This window comes from Bacillus sp. GC_Bacil_1, from assembly GCF_026540675.1.
In the GTDB taxonomy this organism is placed as follows: domain Bacteria; phylum Bacillota; class Bacilli; order Bacillales; family Bacillaceae_G; genus Bacillus_A; species Bacillus_A cereus.
On record NZ_JALNUG010000003.1, the window covers coordinates 236,881 to 256,189 of the forward strand.

Consider the following 19,309-nt stretch of genomic DNA (forward strand, 5'->3'; position numbering starts at 1 on the left):
TAGTAGCCTTTGCAAGAAATTTAACTAAATATTTACAAAATTTTGAATTGTTTCTAAAGCGCGTGTTGCGTATGCTTCATTTCGTTCCGCTTTCTTTTTGATCTTTTTCTCTAACGGTGCAAATAGACCGAAGTTCGCATTCATCGGTTGGAAGTTTTTAGCATTCGTTGCTGTAATGTAATTTGCCATGCTACCCATTGCAGTTACTGACGGTAATACAACTGGCTCTTCACCTTGCACAAGACGTGCAGCATTAATTCCCGCTAATAATCCTGATGCTGCTGATTCAACATATCCCTCTACTCCAGTCATTTGACCAGCGAAGAATAAATCATCACGTTGTTTATATTGATATGTTGGACGAAGCAAATTAGGTGAATTAATAAACGTATTACGATGCATTACACCATAACGTACAATCTCTGCATTTTCCAGTCCCGGAATTAACTGTAGCACTTCTTTTTGTGGTCCCCATTTTAAATGCGTTTGGAAACCTACGATATTGTATAAAGTTCCCGCTGCATCATCTTGACGCAACTGAACAACAGCATATGGCGTTTTTCCTGTTTTTGGATCTTCCAATCCAACAGGTTTCATAGGTCCAAATACTAGCGTCTGTCTCCCTCTACTTGCCATAACTTCTACTGGCATACAACCTTCAAAGAAAATTTCTTTTTCAAACTCTTTTAAAGGCACTGTCTCAGCAGCAATTAAAGCCTCATAAAAACGGTCAAACTCTTCTTCTGTCATTGGGCAATTTAAATATGCAGCTTCACCTTTGTCATAACGCGATTTTAAATATACTTTATTCATGTCAATGCTGTCTTTTTCTACGATTGGTGCTGCCGCATCGTAGAAATAGAAATAATCTTCACCTGTTAGTTCTTTTAATTGTGCAGCAAGATCAGGAGATGTAAGTGGACCTGTTGCAATAATTGTTGGTCCTTCTGGAATTTCAGTAAGCTCTTCGTTCACTACAGTTACATTCGGATGGTTTTTTACGTATTCTGTTACTTTAGCTGCGAACTCATGACGGTCTACAGCTAAAGCACCTCCAGCTGGTACAGAGCACTCGTCTGCCGCACGAATAATTACAGAATCCATTAAACGCATTTCCTCTTTAATAACTCCAACTGCATTTGTTAAAGTGTTTGCACGAAGTGAGTTACTACATACTAATTCAGCAAATTTATCTGTGTGATGAGCTGGTGTTTGCCTTACCGGCCTCATTTCATATAATCTAACTTGGACACCACGTTTTGCAATTTGGTAAGCTGCTTCACTTCCTGCAAGACCTGCGCCAATGACGTTTACTACTTGTGTTGTCATTTATATCACCTTTCCTTTTCTTCCCGAAAAAAATGTGAGCAGTTACGCTCACATTTGTTGTTCTTCTTCATAATCGCACGAAATACATTGTACTTGCACGCCTTTTTTTAACTTTTTCTCTACAAGCATGCCTTCACACTTCGGACATTTACGACCAATTGGCTTATCCCAAGATACAAAGTCACACTCTGGATACGTACCGCATCCATAGAAAAGACGTTTCTTTTTGTTACTGCGACGCTCAATAATTTGTCCTTCTTCACATTTCGGACAAGTTACACCGATTTCTTTCACAATCGCTTTTGTATTACGACAATCAGGGAAATTCGAACAAGCCATAAACTTCCCGTATTTACCCATTTTAAAGACCATTGGATGTCCGCATAATTCACAGTCTTCCCCAGCTGGCTCATCTTTAATTTCCACTTCACGCATTTCTTTTTCCGCTTTTTCTAAGCGCGGTTCAAATCCTACGTAGAAATCATCAACAATTTTCACCCAATTGGCATTTCCTTCTTCTACTTCATCAAGGCTTTGCTCCATATTGGCAGTAAATTCAATGTTAATAATTTCTGGGAAAAACTCTAAAATAAGTTCAATTACTATTTCACCAAGTTCAGTCGGAACGAAGCGTTTATTATCCAAACCTACATATCCACGTTTTTGAATCGTTTCAAGTGTAGGTACATAAGTCGACGGTCTTCCAATTCCAAGTTCTTCAAGTGTTCTTACTAGACGGGCCTCTGTATAGCGCGGAGGAGGTTGTGTAAAATGTTGCTTCGGTTCTAAATCCTTTGAAAATACAGTTTCCCCTACTTCTAAAGGCGGCAACATCTTATCCTTTTCTTCCGCACCATCATCTTTCGACTCTACATACACTTTCATAAATCCTGGGAACTTTACAACCGATCCACTTGCACGGAACTGAACATTGTTATTAATGAGTCTCGCTGTCACAGTATCCATTATAGCAGACGCCATTTGACTTGCAACAAATCGCTCCCAAATCAATTTATATAATCGAAGTTGATCACGACTTAAGAAACTTTTCAGTTCCTCTGGCTTTCTCATTACCGAAGTAGGACGAATTGCCTCATGTGCATCTTGTGCATTTGACTTTTTCGATTCTTTCTTCTTTTCTGTTCCTATGTATTCCGTACCATACGCTTCAGTGATGTAAGTACGTGCCTCTGTTTGAGCTGTTTCTGAGATACGTGTTGAATCAGTTCTCATATACGTAATAAGACCTACAGTTCCTTGTTTTCCAAGATCTATCCCTTCATACAATTGCTGTGCAAGCATCATCGTTTTCTTTGCTCGCATATTTAACTTACGTGCTGCTTCTTGTTGCAAGGAAGATGTTGTAAACGGTAATGCAGGATTACGTTTTCGCTCTTTGCGCGTTACATTTTCAACTGAAAACGCATTGTCTTTCATCTGTTCAATTATTTCATTCACTTGCGTTTCATTCGTTAATTGAACTTTTTCACCATCTACACCGTAAAAACTTGCTTCAAATGTGTCTTTTCCTTTTACAAATTCTGTTTTAATTGTCCAGAATTCTTCAGGTTCAAAGCTTTGAATTTCCTTTTCACGTTCGATGATTAAACGAACTGCTACAGATTGTACACGCCCTGCACTTAATCCTTTTTTTACTTTCTTCCATAATAAAGGACTAATATTGTAACCAACAAGACGATCAAGTATGCGTCTTGCTTGTTGTGCATCTACTAAATCCATATTAATTGCGCGAGGATGTTTAAATGATTCTTTGATTGCATCTTTCGTAATCTCATTAAACACAACCCGACAATCTGATTCAACGTCCACATTTAACGTATTCGCTAAATGCCAAGCAATCGCTTCCCCTTCGCGGTCTGGATCGGCCGCGAGATAAACTTTCTTTGCTTTTTTCGCCGCTGATTTTAAATCCTTTAAGACGGGACCTTTACCACGAATGGTAATATACTTCGGGGTGAAGTTGTTCTTTACTTCTATCCCCATTTGACTTTTTGGCAAATCGCGAACATGTCCCATAGACGCGACAACTTTGTATTTTTTCCCTAAATATTTCTCAATGGTCTTCGCCTTAGAAGGCGACTCCACGATTACGAGGTAATCTGACATGCTAGTGCCTCCTTAAGAGGTGGATTCAAGTCTTCATTAATCTTATTGATTTCTCTTGTTTTTGTCAATCAAGAATGAATATACCATACAGTGCCAATCTACCATTTGTCAATAATTGTTTAATAAAAATTTAAAAATATAAGGTTAATTTAAAATCTCCTCCAAGATATCTTCTGCATTTCTTACTAATTTTGCTCCTTGTTGAATAAGATGATTCGTTCCCGATGCCCCCTCTATAAATATAGGTCCAGGAAGCGCAAACACCTCTCTATTTTGCTCTAATGCAAGGTCTGCAGTAATAAGTGTTCCACTTCTCGATTTGGCTTCTACAACTAAAACACCTTTACTTATACCACTAACAATCCGGTTCCTTTTTGGAAAATACCATTTTTTCGGTGCATAGTGCGGAGGATACTCTGTCAATAACAATATATATTCCTTCCACATTTCATATAAATGTCTATTTTCTTTCGGATACATAAACGACAATCCGTGCCCTAATATCGCAATAGTCGGGCAATGATGCCTTACTGTAATCTCATGAGACATTGTATCTATCCCTTTTGCAAACCCACTGACAATAAGCCACTCTCTTTCTAATAAAGGGTGTAAAATAAACTTCAAACTCTCATGACCATATAATGATGGTTCTCTCGTTCCAACAACTGCTAATTTATTTACTTTATTGAGAAAATCTTTCTCTCCTTTTCCATATAAAACGAAGGGAGGATCTTGTATTTCACGTAATAATTGCGGATAATTTTCATCCCATATCGTTATATAAAAAATACGATTTTTCTCTAAATAAGATATATATTGCGGAAGATTTGAACTTTGAAGAAATTTCACTAGTTCTGAAGATTTTTTCGAGGATATTCCAGTGTAGTATTCCATTTGTTTTTCGTTAAAAGTATATATGTTCTTTAATTCTGGATCGACATATAGTAGCCTCTCCATCGCTTTCCAATAATCTGCTAGCAAGTAATGAAGATGTAATAATCGCTCTCTTTTCATCTCAATTCTCCTTACCCATAATTTTTATTATGTAAACAGAAAAAGTGTAAAAAGACACCCTCAAGTAAGAGGGTGTCTTTTCAACAGATTAATAGTTTTTGCAAGTCTCAAATAAACCTTTTTCTTTTAAAACAGAGATTAGCGTTTCTCCCATAACTGCTGGAGTTTCAGCTACTTTAATGCCACAAGCTTCCATTGTTTTAATCTTTTCAGCAGCAGTTCCTTTACCGCCAGAAATGATTGCACCAGCATGGCCCATACGTTTGCCAGCAGGCGCTGTTTGACCACCAATGAAGCCTACAACAGGTTTTGTCATATTAGCTTTTACCCATTCAGCTGCCTCTTCTTCTGCTGTACCGCCGATTTCACCAATCATAATTACAGCATGTGTTTCTTCATCTTCATTAAATGCTTTTAACGCATCAATAAAGTCTGTACCGTTAACAGGGTCCCCGCCGATACCTACAGCAGTAGATTGTCCAATACCTTCTTGTGTTAACTGATGTACAGCTTCATACGTTAAAGTACCAGAGCGCGATACGATACCTACATGACCTTTTTTATGAATGTATCCTGGCATAATACCGATTTTACATTCATCAGGCGTGATAACACCTGGGCAGTTTGGTCCAAGTAAACGTGTATGTTTACCAGCCATATATCTCTTTACGTTTACCATATCTAATACAGGAATTCCTTCAGTAATACATACTACTAAATCAATTTCTGCATCAACTGCTTCCATAATTGCATCAGCCGCAAAAGCGGGTGGAACGTATACAACTGAAGCGTTTGCGCCTGTTGCTTTCACTGCATCTTCTACAGTATCAAATACTGGTACACCTTCAATATCAGTGCCACCTTTACCTGGCGTTACACCACCGACAATTTTCGTACCGTATTCAATCATTTGTTTTGTATGGAATAAACCTTGAGAACCTGTAATACCTTGAACAATAACTTTTGTATCTTTATTAACTAATACGCTCATTTTTCTCCCCCGCTTTCTATTAGCCCACTAGTGAAACAATTTTTTGTGCACCGTCTGCCATAGATTCTGCTGCAACAATATTTAAGCCAGACTCATTTAAAATTTTCTTACCTAGTTCTACGTTTGTACCTTCAAGACGTACAACTAAAGGTAACTCAAGACCTACCTGTTTCGTTGCTTCAATAACACCTTCTGCAATAACATCACACTTCATAATGCCACCAAAAATGTTAACGAAGATACCTTTTACATTTTTGTCAGAAAGGATAATTTTGAATGCTTCTGTAACTTTTTCAGCAGTTGCACCGCCACCAACATCTAAGAAGTTAGCTGGGTCACCGTGGTAATGTTTAATGATATCCATTGTAGCCATCGCTAAACCTGCACCATTAACCATACAACCGATATTTCCATCTAAAGGAATGTAGTTTAAGTCGTATTTTGAAGCTTCAATTTCTTTTGCATCTTCTTCGTCAAGATCACGAAGCTCTAAAATGTCTTTATGGCGATATAACGCATTGGAATCAAAGTTTAATTTTGCATCTAGTGCCATAACTTTACCTTCACCTGTTGTAACAAGTGGGTTAATCTCAGCGATAGAGCAATCTTTTTCAATAAACGCACGGTATAAGCCCATCATAAACTTCACAGCTTGTCCTACAAGCTCTTTTGGAATATTGATGTTAAATGCAATTCGGCGCGCTTGGAAACCTTGTAAGCCTACTGCCGGATCAATATATTCTTTAAAGATTTTTTCAGGTGTTTTTTCTGCTACTTCTTCAATTTCTGTTCCGCCTTCTTCAGAAGCCATTAAAACAACTTGAGAAGTTGCACGATCTAAAACTAGACCTACATAATATTCTTTTTTAATATCGCAACCTTCTTCGATAAGTAAGCGTTTTACTTCCTTACCTTCAGGACCTGTTTGATGTGTCACAAGTGTAGTTCCTAAAATGCTTTCTGCATATGTACGAACTTCATCTAAATTTTTTGCAACTTTTACTCCGCCAGCTTTGCCGCGTCCACCAGCGTGAATTTGTGCTTTCACTACACATACATCTGTTCCTAATTCTTTCGCTGCTTCTACAGCTTCTTCTACTGTAAATGCAACCTTCCCGTTCGGAACGCTAACCCCATAGCTTCTAAGGACTGCCTTACCTTGATACTCATGGATATTCATGGTCCCATCCTCCCCTGTTTTCCTGTTTTACTCGAAAAGTTTTTTAATGTTTAAAAAACATTACATTGCCATTGTATAAGATGATTGGCACGCTGTCTACAATAAAGTGTCAGAAAACTGAAATCGCTTTATTCTTTTTCGGAAATAGTAATGTTTATATGCCAAAATAAAAAATAAGCTGTATATTTACAGCTTATTTTTGAATCATATCTTTAATTGGCGCGAATGACTTTCGGTGTTCCTCTAATACTCCATGCACTTCAATTGCCTCTAAATGTTGCTTTGTGCCATATCCCATATGTTGCTCAAATCCGTATTCAGGATACTTCTCTCCCAGTTCTTTCATCATACGATCTCTCGTTACTTTTGCGATAATGGATGCAGCTGAAATCGAAACACTTTTCGCATCACCTTTAATAATTGAAGTTTGCGGAATTGGTGTGGGAAGCTTCATCGCATCAATTAATAAATGTTGGGGTGTATAAGATAAATTTGCAACAGCATCTAACATCGCTTGTTTCGTTGCTTGGTAAATATTAATTTCATCAATAACTTGCGGTGATACAATTCCAACTCCAATTGCAATCGCTTGTACTTTTATTTCATCATAAAAACGCTCACGTTTCGCTTCACTCAGCTTTTTTGAGTCATTTAACCCTGGAATATAAAAATCCTCAGGAAGAACGACAGCTGCCGTCACAACAGGCCCAGCCAATGGCCCGCGCCCTACTTCATCAATACCCGCGATATATGTGACCCCTTTTTCACGCAAAGCATTTTCATACTTGGACATTTCAAAAAACTTCTCTTTTTCTTTCTGTTCTAACTCTTTTTGTTTATACCACTTCAAAACGAGCTTTTGAACGCCTTTTCGCTCATCTTTCATTAACAGTTGAAAGCGATCATCTTCTTCATTCATAATTTCTTTCAATACATTTTCCGCTTCTTTTATCGTCATTGTTTGCATTTATACAAGCTCCTTTTTAAACGTATCCAAAAAGAAAAGACGCACAAACGCACGTCTTATACTTCTTCTGTTTTTTCCACATCTTCTACTTGCTCTGCAAACTCTTCCGGTGTCTCAAACGTCATTTTTCCAAGTTTGCCACCACGAAGCTCACGAAGTACAAGCTCAGATGTCTTATCATAATCAATCATTCCGCCGCCCATTAAGCAGCCTCTATTTTTTCCAATTGCATCGAATAATTCCACAATATCTTCTGGAATCTCATTTAAATTGTAACGTTCTTTCAAGCGTTCTGGATAATGTTTCTCCATAAAACGTAATGCGTAAACAGCTACATCTTGTAAATTTAAAATTGAATCTTTAATTGCACCCGTCGTCGCTAAGCGAAGACCCACTAATTGATCTTCAAATTTAGGCCACAGAATACCTGGCGTATCTAACAATTCCATTTCCTTCCCAACTTTAATCCATTGTTGAGCTGTTGTCACACCTGGACGATCTCCTGTTTTAGCAATATTTTTCTTTGCCAATTTATTAATTAATGTAGATTTACCAACATTTGGTATACCTACAATTAATGCGCGAATCGCTCTCGGTCTAATACCTTTTGCAACCATTTTATCAAATTTTTCTTTAACAAGCACTTTACAAGCTGCTGCAATTTCTTTCATACCTTGTCCAGCTTGCGCATTAATCGAAATTGCCATATGGCCTTTTTCTTTAAAATATGCGATCCATTGTTTTGTTAAACGATCATCTGCCATATCCGCTTTATTTAAAACAACAAGCCTCGGCTTATGTGTAATGATTTCATCAATCATTGGGTTTCGAGATGATAATGGTAATCGAGCATCTACAAGCTCAATTACAACATCAATTAATTTTAATTTCTCCGTTACTTGGCGTCTAGCCTTCGCCATATGCCCTGGAAACCATTGAATTACCATGTTGCCACCTTCTTTTTCATTTATTTCACAATACGTGCGTCTTCTAACGGCCAATATAACATATTGGCTTTACCAATTACTTGATCCTTTGAAATCGTACCGATTGAACGGCTATCTTTACTAAAACGACGATTATCACCTAAAACAAATAATTGATCTTTTGGAACAGTTTTCTTGCCTGTCATTTCTTCAAGATTAAAATCATATGTAAGCGGTCCGTCAGCAATTTGCTTTTTCTGCTTGTCTAAATACGGCTCCTCATAAGCCTTTCCGTTAACATACAGTTTATCATTACGATACTCTATTTCATCGCCTGGCAGGCCTATAATGCGCTTAATGTAATCTTTATCTTCTGTTGCTCGAAATACGATAATATCAAAGCGTTTTGGATCTCCAATGTGATAACCAATTTTATTCACAATCATTCGATCACGATCATGTAAAGTAGGTGCCATCGATACCCCGTCTACGAGAATTGGAGCAAAGAAAAACTGTCTAATAACACCAGCTAATACAACAGCAATCAAAATTGCTTTAATCCATTCCCAAAGTGAACTCTTCTCTTTTTTCATGCATTTCCCCTCCACGGTTATGTAAGCTGTTCGTATTATACCAAAATTTCATATAGATTGGAAAAAGGGAGCTTGTGCATTTACAAGCTCCCATACATGTCTTATCGAATTTCTTTAATACGTGCTTTTTTACCGCGAAGGTTACGTAAGTAGTATAACTTAGCACGACGTACTTTACCACGGCGAAGTACTTCGATTTTCGCGATTCTTGGCGTGTGAACTGGGAATGTACGCTCAACACCTACACCGTAAGAAATCTTACGAACTGTGAATGTTTCACTAATTCCGCCACCACGACGTTTAATTACAACACCTTCGAAAAGCTGAATTCTTTCACGAGTTCCCTCAACAACTTTTACGTGTACACGTAAAGTGTCACCAGGACGGAATGAAGGAAGGTCAGTTTTTAATTGGCCTTTTGTAATTTCTGCGATTAATTGTTGCATATTAAATTCTCTCCTTTAAACAGATGCTCTTATAAAGTCTTAATAAATTACAGCGGAACATCGTTAATACGGCTACTGATTTCAGTAGCACAAATGTTATAATAGCATATTACTAGGCCTGTTGCAATAGCAAATATATGAAGTTATTACTGCTCTCGCTTTATTTCCTCAAGCCATTTTTTCTCTTGTTTAGATAGATCTCTATCATCTAACAAATCAGGTCTACGCGTATACGTACGGCGCAAAGATTCCTTATGTCGCCATTCGTCAATATTTTTATGATTCCCTGACATTAATACATCCGGTACCTTCATACCACGAAAATCAGCCGGACGTGTATAATGAGGATGCTCTAATAAACCTGTACTAAACGAATCCTCCACTTGTGAAGCATGATTTCCTAGCACGCCTGGCAAGAGACGTACAACACTATCAGTAATAACCATAGAAGCTAATTCTCCGCCCGTTAATACATAGTCACCAATAGAAATCTCATCCGTTACGAGATGCTCACGAATTCGTTCGTCATACCCTTCATAATGCCCACATACAAAGATCAAATGTTCTTCCTCTGCAAGCTCTTCCGCTTTCTTCTGCGTAAATCTTTCGCCCTGCGGACACATTAAGACAACTCTCGGCTTACGCTCTGTCTCTTTCGTCAAATCTTCTACAGCATCAAAAATAGGCTGAGGAGTAAGCACCATACCAGCTCCTCCGCCGTAAGGATAATCGTCTACGCTATTATGCTTACTTGTTGTATAATCACGAAAGTTAACAACACGAAGGTTTACCGCTTCTTTTTCTTGCGCCTTCTTTAATATAGAAGATCCAAATACACCGGTAAACATGTCTGGGAACAACGTTAAAATATCAATTTTCATTATAGCAACCCTTCCATTACATGAATGGTTACTAATTTATTTTCAATATTAACTTGAAGTACAACGTCATCAATATAAGGAATTAAAAGATCTTGACCCTTCGGACGTTTAATCACCCAAACATCATTTGCACCAGGAGAGAGAATTTCTTTGATTGTCCCTAGCGCTTCTCCTTCTTCCGTTACAACGCTGCAACCAATAATTTCGTGATAGTAGTATTCACCTTCAGCAAGTTCGCCTAACTGCTCTTCTGGTACTTTTATTAAAGAACCTTTAAACTTCTCTACTTCATCTACATTGTTATATCCTTCAAATGTTAATAAATCGAATGTCTTATGTTGGCGATGAGAAGTTATCTTCACCGGAAGGTAGTCTGTGTCTTTCTCATTCGATATGTATAGTGTGTTTCCTACTTTATATCGCTCTTCTGGAAAATCAGTACGAGAAATAACACGGATTTCTCCTCTTACGCCATGAGTATTTACAATTTTCCCTACGTTAAACCATTTTGTCATAAATAGTATGTCACCCCTGGTTTCTATATAAATTAAGCATCTCCATTTCATATATGGAACATGCAATCTCTATTTAAATGTTAAAAAAGGGAGAGGAATAACTCCTCGCCCTTTTTACGTTTATTGAATTTCCAGTGTTACTTTCTCATCATTATGATGTCCCACTGAATACAAGAGCATTCGAATCGCTTTCGCAACTCTCCCTTGCTTTCCAATGACTTTTCCAACATCCTCAGGATGTACAGTTAATCGATACTTTATCTCTCCGTTGTAAAGTTCCTGTGTAACTTTTACATCTTCAGGATGATCGACAAGAGGCTTGACAATCGTCTCGACTAACTTCTTCATAGTCATTGCCTCAATTACTTACCTTGTTTAGATAAGTGGAATTTCTCCATGATACCTTGGTTAGAGAATAAGTTACGAACTGTATCAGATGGTTTAGCACCATTTCCTAACCATTTTAATGCTGCTTCTTCGTTGATCTTAACTTCAGCTGGTTGAGCAACTGGATTGTAAGTTCCGATTTCCTCAATGAAACGTCCGTCACGAGGAGAACGAGAATCTGCAACAACTACACGATAGAAAGGAGTTTTTTTAGCTCCCATACGTTTTAAACGAATTTTAACTGCCATTTATAAAGCACCTCCGAATTTATTTCACACAGATAATTATATTAGCAAAAAGACTATTGCTTTGTAAAGTATTTTTTCTTAACAGAGCCATCTTTTTTTCCTTACATGAATGGAAACTTCAATCCACCTAGTCCTTTTTTCTTGCCTTTTTGCATTCCAGTCATCGTCTTCATCATTTTTTTCATGTCATCGAATTGTTTGATTAGACGATTGATTTCTTGTACAGTTGTACCGCTACCTTTGGCAATGCGCTTTTTGCGACTAGCATTGATTATTTCCGGTTGTTCTCGTTCTAATTTAGTCATAGAACGAATAATTGCCTCAATATGCCCAATTTGTTTTTCATCAACTTGCGCATTTTTCAGCCCTTTAATTTTATTTGCACCAGGAAGCATTCCTAACAATTCATCAAGCGGCCCAAGTTGACGCACTTGTCCAAGTTGTTCTAGGAAATCGTCAAGCGTAAACGAAAGCGTACGCATTTTTTGCTCAAGTTCTTTTGCTTTCTCTTCATCAACTGTAGCTTGCGCTTTTTCAATCAATGTTAAGACATCGCCCATCCCTAAAATACGGGATGCCATACGCTCTGGATGGAACGCTTCAATTGCATCTAGTTTTTCACCCATACCTGCAAATTTAATCGGTGTGTTTGTTACAGCCTTAATAGATAATGCAGCACCACCGCGCGTATCACCATCTAATTTCGTTAATACAACACCTGTTAAACCTAACTGTTCATGGAAACTTTGTGCAACATTTACCGCGTCTTGTCCCGTCATCGCATCGACAACAAGGAAAATTTCATCCGGTTTCGCAACTTCTTTAACTTTCGCTAATTCATCCATTAGTTCTTCATCAATATGCAGGCGACCCGCTGTATCGATTAAAACATAATCATGATGATCTTCTTTTGCTTTTGCAATCGCTTGTTTCGCAATTTCAACAGGACTTACTTGATCTCCTAAAGAAAATACAGGCATGTCCAATTGCTTCCCTAATGTTTCAAGCTGTTTAATTGCTGCTGGACGGTAAATATCAGCTGCAACAAGCATCGGTTTACGATTATGCTTTTTACGAAGCAAATTCGCAAGCTTACCTGTCGTCGTTGTTTTACCCGCACCTTGCAGACCAACCATCATAATAACAGTCGGTGGCTTATTAGCAACAGCAATTTTGCTTTGCTCTCCGCCCATAAGTTCTGTAAGTTCTTCCTGTACAACTTTAATTACTTGTTGTCCAGGTGTCAAACTTTTCATTACATCTTGTCCGACAGCACGTTCAGACACACGCTTCACAAAATCTTTTACTACTTTAAAGTTAACATCTGCTTCTAAAAGAGCTAGACGAACTTCTCTCATCATTTCTTTCACATCGGCTTCAGAAACTTTTCCTTTGCCGCGGATTTTTTGCATTGTCTGTTGAAGTCGGTCGGCTAATCCTTCAAATGCCATATTGCCGCCCTCCTAATCTAATTTTTCGATAGCTTCAACAACTTGTTTCATTTCTTCATTCACATGCTCTTCTTCGCTGATTAGCTGTTTTAGCTTTGCAACAAGTCGCTGTCGCTCTTGAAACTTTTGAAGTAATACTAATTTTTCTTCATATTCTTCAAGCATCGCTTCAGTCCGTTTAATGTTATCATACACGGCTTGGCGACTTACATCAAATTCTTCCGCAATTTCACCAAGAGATAAATCATCTAGATAATAAAGCGACATATAACTTCTTTGTTTTTGCGTTAACAACGATTGATAAAAATCAAATAAATAGTTCATTCTCGTTGTTTTTTCGAGCATGTTGGATCATCCTTTGTTAAGTGATTTCCCTTTACATGAATTAGTTTACATGGAGTCCAAAAGAGTGTCAAGTTTTTTTCTTAACATCATATATTTTTATAGAAAAAGAAGCGGAAATACCGCTTCTTTCGCTTATACTTCTTCTGTTTCTACTAAGTTCGCAAATAAACCATACACATATTGTTCTGGATCAAACTGCTGCAAATCATCCATTTGCTCTCCTAATCCAACAAACTTCACCGGTACATCCATTTCGTTACGAATCGCTAATACAATACCACCTTTAGCAGTTCCATCTAACTTCGTTAAAACAATACCAGTTACATTCGTTGCCTCCCGGAATGTTTTCGCTTGGCTTAAACCGTTTTGTCCTGTTGTTGCATCAATAACAAGCAATACTTCATGAGGAGCACCTGGTACTTCACGCTCAATTACACGCTTCACCTTCTCTAACTCTTTCATTAAGTTTACTTTATTTTGCAAGCGCCCTGCTGTGTCACATAGTAATACATCTACCTTACGTGCTTTCGCAGCTTGTACAGCGTCATACATAACCGCCGCTGGATCAGATCCAGATCCTTGTTTAATCACTTCTACACCAACACGATCGCCCCATACTTCTAATTGTTCAATCGCCCCAGCACGGAATGTGTCTCCTGCTGCCAATAGGACTGACTTACCTTCTGATTTAAACTTATGCGCCAGTTTACCAATTGTTGTCGTTTTTCCTACACCGTTAACACCAACAAATAAAACAACCGTTAATTGGTCCTCTTGCATATTAATTTCGTTACTAAAATCGCTGTCACCTTTGTAAATTCCCACTAGTTTTTCTGAAATAACAGCTTGTACTTCTTTTGGATCTTGAATGTTACGACGTTGTACTTCTTCTTTCAATTGATCAATTAATTCCATTACCGTCGCAACGCCAACGTCTGCACCAATTAAGATTTCTTCTAACTCTTCGAAGAAATCTTCGTCCACTTTACGGTAACGATAGACTAAATCATTCACTTTATCCGCAAATGAATTTCTAGTTTTTTCTAATCCGTGTTTAAATTTCTCTGTAACTGTATCCGTTTGTTTTGAAATTTTTTCTTTTAGTTTTTTAAAAAAACTCATACTTTCCCATCCTTCCTATTCACTTGCAATAAGTTCTTCTCCGGCATCTAAACGAACCGATACAAGTTTAGATACCCCTGATTCTTGCATTGTTACACCGTACAACACATCAGACTCTTCCATTGTACCTTTTCTATGTGTAATTACAATAAACTGCGTCTCATCACTAAATTTCTTTAAATACTGTGCAAAACGAGCTACATTCGCTTCATCAAGGGCAGCCTCTACCTCATCTAGTACACAGAACGGTACTGGGCGCACTTTTAAAATACCAAATAAAAGCGCAATTGCCGTTAAAGCACGCTCGCCACCTGAAAGTAAACCTAAGTTCTGCAATTTCTTCCCTGGCGGTTGTGCTACAATATCAATACCCGTATTTAGTAAATCCTCTGGATTAGTCATTACTAAATCCGCTCTACCGCCTCCAAATAATTCAGAGAATACCGATTGAAACTCCATTCTAATGCCTTCAAACGTAGTAGAAAAGCGTTTTTTCATTTCTTCATCCATTTCGGTAATAAGCTGGTGCAATGTCGTTTTCGCTTCTTCTAGATCGTCTCTCTGCTCTAGTAAGAATGTATGCCGCTCCGCTACACGTTCATATTCATCAATTGCCCCTAGGTTCACTGTACCTAACTCTTCTATGGATAATTTGATTAATTTTACTTTCTTACGCGCATCTTCTGCAGGCATTGTCATTGTATATTTTAGTTTCGCCGCTTCAAATGAAATCGTATATGTTTCACGTAAATGTTGTAATCTATTTTCCAACTCGACATCAAGTCGGTTTATTCTCACTTCTTGATCTTTCAACATTTCAAGAATATATTTATGTTTACCTGTCGTTTCTTTCAAATTGCGTTCTAAATGTTCTACTCTCTCTTGCAACGATACACGTTGTTCACGACGAGAGCGAATTAATTCTGAAGTTTGATTACGATCATACGCTTTCTTCTCAATCATATTCGTAATTTGCTCTTCACCACTTGAATTAGATGTCATTTCTTGTTTTAAGAATGCTAAATCCTCTTTCGTTTTTACAAGTGTCGCATCCGTTTCTTCTTTTTCCTTCGTCAATCGTTCAACTTTTTCTTTTTGATTAGATAAGCGTTGTTGCTTTTCAGCTGCCAGCACTTTTAATTCAGTCATTTCTTTTTGAACTTTTTCTTTCGAAGAATGTTGCTCACTTTTTTGTTTTGTTAAAGCTACAATTTTACTATCTAACTCAGTGATATCAGCTTGAAGATTCGCTAAAATCCCTTCTAACTCCTCTTTACGCCCTTGCATTTTTACTCGATCTTGTAAAAACCCTTCAATCTCTAAATCATAAATAGACAAGCGGTCATTAATACGATGTTCGTCTAATTCTAAACGATTAATCTCTTCTCTTAATTTCTGCTCTTCTACACGATCCACTTCTACAGTTTGCCTTAGTTCGCGTATTTTCACTTCTTTTTCTTGAATCTCTTGTTTTACTGCTTTAACAAAGTTTTCTAACTTCGTTGTTTTTTCTTCCATATCAGTTAACTTGCGAGTCCACTCTTCCAGTTCACGTTGGCGTCCTAATAAAGAAGATTTCGCTTGTTTTACCGCCCCACCAGTCATAGAACCGCCAGGATTCACTACGTCACCTTCAATTGTTACAATGCGATAACGGTATTGCAGTTGTTTCGCCAACTCATTTGCTCCGCGTAAATCTTTCGCAACAATAACAGTACCTAATAAATTTGAAACTACATTTTCATATTTATTGTTGTACTGCACAAGTTCTGCCGCCACACCTACAAACGATGGGTGTTGATTTGCAATGCGTAATTGCTCAAATGATAACGATCTGCTTTTAATAACAGCTTGCGGTAAAAACGTTGCACGTCCATGTTTATTTTGCTTTAAAAATGCAATCGCATTACGAGCATGCTCCTCTGTTTGTACAACAATATGCTGCATCGCTGCACCTAGAGCGATTTCCATTGCAACTTCGTATTCTTTCGGAACCGTTAACAGTTCCGCAACAGCACCCTCGATACCTTGCAACCTATTTTCTCTAGCTTTCAATACTTCACGTACACCTTGATAGAAGCCAGAATAATCTTCTTGCATCTCTTCAAGCATTTCTTTTCGAGAACGTGCCTGTTGCACAAATTGGTATGCTTGGTATAGTTTTGTTTCATTTTCACTATACTGCGTCTTACATTTCCCAAGTGCCGCCTCTGTCTTCTGTATGTTTGAGAGAATGCCAGCTACTTTTTCTTTTGCTTGTTCGTAACTTTCTACAAGTTTCGTCTTTTTCGCTGTAATTTCCATACGCATTTCTACATATTTCGCATTCTCTTCATCTAGACGCTCGTTTTTAGACGTTTGCTGTTTAGATTGTTCCTCAATCATAGATAATTCATTGCGATGACTAGCTTGTTGATTTAAAAGTTCAATATAGTCACCTTTTAAATTCTCAATCTGTTCCTCTAAATTGTCAGCAAAAGTAGCAAGCAATTGCTCATTATCATGCAATTTTTGCTCCAACTCTTTTACTTCATTCACAAATTGCATTAAAGCTTCTGTACTTGACTCAATCTCACCATCGTAAATTTTAGCTTTCTCTGTTAATTCAACAATTAACTGCTCAAGTTGTGCACAATGCGTCGTAGCATTTTGCTTTCTCTCTTTTAACAACTCGCGCTGCCCTTCTAGTTTTTCTAGCTCTTTACTAGAAAGAAGAAGTACCTCTTGCAACGAGTCTACAGACTCATCTACCGCTTGTAATTGTCCTCGTAATTCCTCAAGTTCTTCTTCACTTTTTTGTAAATTCGTTGACATTTTAGCTTCTTCATTTTTATTATGCCCAAACTGATTTCGAAGTGCTTCCCATTTCTCATGCAATTCTTCAATTTCATGGACAATAAGCGCAGCTTCTACTTTCTCTAATTCTTCTTTATTCTCAAGATAATCTTTCGCAATAGAAGCTTGTCTTTCTAAAGGTTCTACTTGACTACTTAATTCATGAATTATATCTTGTACACGATTTAAGTTTTCTTGTGTTTCTTCTAATTTTCCTTCAGCTTTCTTTTTGCGAAGTTTGTATTTTAGTACGCCTGCCGCTTCTTCAAATACACCTCGACGCTCTTCTGACTTACTACTTAAAATCTCTTCCACTTTCCCCTGGCTAATAATTGAAAAAGCTTCTCTTCCCATACCAGAGTCCATAAATAAATCAATAATATCTTTCAATCTACATGATTGTTTATTAATATAAAAATCACTTTCACCTGAACGAGATACACGACGTGTTACACACACCTCATTGTATTCAATTGGTAAACGTTGATCTTCATTATTTAAAGTTATTGTTACTTCAGCAACATTAACCGCTCTCCTCGTATCACTGCCTGCAAAAATAATATCCTCCATCTTTGCACCACGTAATGATTTTGCAGATTGTTCACCAAGTACCCAGCGAATTGCATCAGTAATATTACTTTTCCCGCTTCCATTAGGTCCTACTACAGAAGTTACACCCGGGACAAAATCAACAGATACACGCTCAGCAAAAGACTTAAACCCTGCTATTTCTAATCTTTTTAAAAACACGAAAGGCCTTCCTCCTATTCTCCGTCGTTATAAATGTTCTCTATACAAAAACAAGCTATTATACGGATTTACCTTCTTTTTATTTACAAACAAAAAGAAAGTTTCATTCTATGCACAAGGAATCCCCCTCATTCAAAGGGGGATTCCTTATAGTTGTTCTTTTAATTTTTTCAATGCTTCTGCAGCAGCTTGTTGCTCTGCTTCTTTTTTCGACTTACCACTACCAAGACCTAAAGCTACGTTATTTAACGTAACACGTGACACAAATTCTCGATTGTGAGCTGGTCCTTTTTCTTGCAAAATTTGATACTCAACATTGCCACTACCATCACGCTGAATCAATTCTTGTAACTGACTCTTATAATCCATCACATGAGAAAAAGCACCCTCATTAATTTTCGGATATACAATTTCTTTTAAGAATTCCCAAACTGTTTCTAACCCTTGATCAAGATAAAGGGCACCAATAAACGCTTCAAAGACATCCGCTAATAAAGCTGGTCGTTCACGTCCACCTGTCATTTCTTCACCTTTTCCTAATAAAACAAGGCTACCAAATGACAATTCGTTCGCAAAACGAACAAGAGATGGCTCACATACAATAGCTGCACGTAGTTTTGTTAACTCTCCTTCGCTCATTGTCGGATATTTTTGAAACAGATACTGCGATACAGTAAGTTCCAATACTGCATCTCCAAGAAATTCAAGACGCTCATTATCTTCATGCGGTTTTTTTCGATGCTCATTCACATACGATGAATGCGTAAATGCTTGAATCAATAATTTTTCATCTGTAAACGTAATACCTATCTTTTCTTGAAACACTTTAAATGCTTCACGATATTTTGTTTCGTATTTTTTTTCTCTATATTTTCGGTACGGCATAGGTCCCTCCAGATATAAGCCAGAAAGCCCCGCTAAAAAACGGGACTTCACTTAAGCATTATAGATGACTCTCTATGTAAGTCACAGCATCGCCAACAGTAGCAATCTTTTCAGCATCTTCATCAGAAATTTCCATTTCGAATTCATCTTCTAATTGCATTACAAGTTCTACTACATCTAGGGAGTCTGCTCCTAAATCTTCCTTGAAGCTTGCAGCTGGTACTACCTCAGTCTCTTCTACTCCTAAACGATCAACGATGATTTTTGTTACGCGTTCTAAAACATCTGCCATTCCATTCACCTCCCCTCAAATATTA

General features: G+C 37.6%; 19 protein-coding genes. All 19 read right to left on the minus strand.

The window, feature by feature from the left end; all coding sequences use genetic code 11:
* Positions 1–24 precede the first annotated feature (24 nt).
* The 19 genes from trmFO to acpP all read right to left on the minus strand — a co-directional run bounded on the left by trmFO (position 25) and on the right by acpP (position 19,284).
* Complete coding sequence (gene trmFO, locus OXT04_RS06555; RefSeq protein ID WP_000213006.1) at positions 25–1,329, minus strand: FADH(2)-oxidizing methylenetetrahydrofolate--tRNA-(uracil(54)-C(5))-methyltransferase TrmFO; 1,305 nt, start codon at positions 1,327–1,329, stop codon at positions 25–27.
* A gap of 48 nt (positions 1,330–1,377) precedes the next feature.
* Entirely contained in the window at positions 1,378–3,456 is a 2,079-nt protein-coding gene (gene topA, locus OXT04_RS06560) for a type I DNA topoisomerase (RefSeq protein ID WP_001286955.1), read from the minus strand.
* A gap of 144 nt (positions 3,457–3,600) precedes the next feature.
* Positions 3,601–4,470: a DNA-processing protein DprA gene (gene dprA, locus OXT04_RS06565; protein ID WP_000818046.1), complete on the minus strand. Its 870-nt coding sequence runs from the start codon at positions 4,468–4,470 to the stop codon at positions 3,601–3,603.
* Between the two features lie 88 nt (positions 4,471–4,558).
* Positions 4,559–5,461 carry a succinate--CoA ligase subunit alpha gene (sucD, locus tag OXT04_RS06570; protein WP_000115178.1) on the minus strand — a complete coding sequence of 301 codons (903 nt, stop codon included), beginning with the start codon at positions 5,459–5,461 and terminating at the stop codon, positions 4,559–4,561.
* Between the two features lie 19 nt (positions 5,462–5,480).
* Entirely contained in the window at positions 5,481–6,641 is a 1,161-nt protein-coding gene (gene sucC, locus OXT04_RS06575; RefSeq protein WP_001020790.1) for an ADP-forming succinate--CoA ligase subunit beta, read from the minus strand.
* Between the two features lie 193 nt (positions 6,642–6,834).
* On the minus strand, positions 6,835–7,608 hold the full coding sequence (locus OXT04_RS06580; RefSeq protein ID WP_001194269.1) for a ribonuclease HII: 774 nt from the start codon (positions 7,606–7,608) through the stop codon (positions 6,835–6,837).
* 56 nt (positions 7,609–7,664) lie between these two features.
* Entirely contained in the window at positions 7,665–8,555 is an 891-nt protein-coding gene (gene ylqF / locus OXT04_RS06585; RefSeq protein ID WP_097822647.1) for a ribosome biogenesis GTPase YlqF, read from the minus strand.
* A 20-nt stretch (positions 8,556–8,575) separates the two neighbouring features.
* Complete coding sequence (gene lepB, locus OXT04_RS06590; RefSeq protein ID WP_000711852.1) at positions 8,576–9,127, minus strand: signal peptidase I; 552 nt, start codon at positions 9,125–9,127, stop codon at positions 8,576–8,578.
* Positions 9,128–9,228: 101 nt separating this feature from the next.
* Positions 9,229–9,573, minus strand: coding sequence for a 50S ribosomal protein L19 (gene rplS, locus OXT04_RS06595; RefSeq protein WP_001186516.1), 345 nt, complete (start codon positions 9,571–9,573; stop codon positions 9,229–9,231).
* A 146-nt stretch (positions 9,574–9,719) separates the two neighbouring features.
* Complete coding sequence (gene trmD, locus OXT04_RS06600; RefSeq protein WP_000686899.1) at positions 9,720–10,454, minus strand: tRNA (guanosine(37)-N1)-methyltransferase TrmD; 735 nt, start codon at positions 10,452–10,454, stop codon at positions 9,720–9,722.
* Positions 10,454–10,969: a ribosome maturation factor RimM gene (gene rimM / locus OXT04_RS06605; RefSeq protein ID WP_097822646.1), complete on the minus strand. Its 516-nt coding sequence runs from the start codon at positions 10,967–10,969 to the stop codon at positions 10,454–10,456. The genes trmD and rimM overlap by 1 nt, the downstream gene beginning before the upstream one ends.
* Before the next feature lie 120 nt (positions 10,970–11,089).
* Positions 11,090–11,317 (minus strand): KH domain-containing protein, encoded by a 228-nt coding sequence (locus OXT04_RS06610; RefSeq protein WP_000737399.1) that lies wholly within the window; start codon positions 11,315–11,317, stop codon positions 11,090–11,092.
* A 14-nt stretch (positions 11,318–11,331) separates the two neighbouring features.
* Positions 11,332–11,604, minus strand: coding sequence for a 30S ribosomal protein S16 (gene rpsP, locus OXT04_RS06615; RefSeq protein ID WP_000268750.1), 273 nt, complete (start codon positions 11,602–11,604; stop codon positions 11,332–11,334).
* 101 nt (positions 11,605–11,705) lie between these two features.
* Entirely contained in the window at positions 11,706–13,055 is a 1,350-nt protein-coding gene (gene ffh, locus OXT04_RS06620; protein ID WP_000863460.1) for a signal recognition particle protein, read from the minus strand.
* A 12-nt stretch (positions 13,056–13,067) separates the two neighbouring features.
* A complete protein-coding gene (locus tag OXT04_RS06625) occupies positions 13,068–13,400 on the minus strand; it encodes a putative DNA-binding protein (protein WP_000891062.1) in 333 nt (110 codons plus the stop codon).
* A 132-nt stretch (positions 13,401–13,532) separates the two neighbouring features.
* Positions 13,533–14,522 (minus strand): signal recognition particle-docking protein FtsY, encoded by a 990-nt coding sequence (gene ftsY / locus OXT04_RS06630; RefSeq protein WP_000007642.1) that lies wholly within the window; start codon positions 14,520–14,522, stop codon positions 13,533–13,535.
* Between the two features lie 15 nt (positions 14,523–14,537).
* Positions 14,538–18,107: a chromosome segregation protein SMC gene (gene smc / locus OXT04_RS06635; protein ID WP_072940525.1), complete on the minus strand. Its 3,570-nt coding sequence runs from the start codon at positions 18,105–18,107 to the stop codon at positions 14,538–14,540.
* A 147-nt stretch (positions 18,108–18,254) separates the two neighbouring features.
* Complete coding sequence (rncS, locus tag OXT04_RS06640; protein ID WP_001146875.1) at positions 18,255–18,992, minus strand: ribonuclease III; 738 nt, start codon at positions 18,990–18,992, stop codon at positions 18,255–18,257.
* A 58-nt stretch (positions 18,993–19,050) separates the two neighbouring features.
* On the minus strand, positions 19,051–19,284 hold the full coding sequence (gene acpP / locus OXT04_RS06645; RefSeq protein WP_000786062.1) for an acyl carrier protein: 234 nt from the start codon (positions 19,282–19,284) through the stop codon (positions 19,051–19,053).
* Between the last annotated feature and the right edge of the window lie 25 nt (positions 19,285–19,309).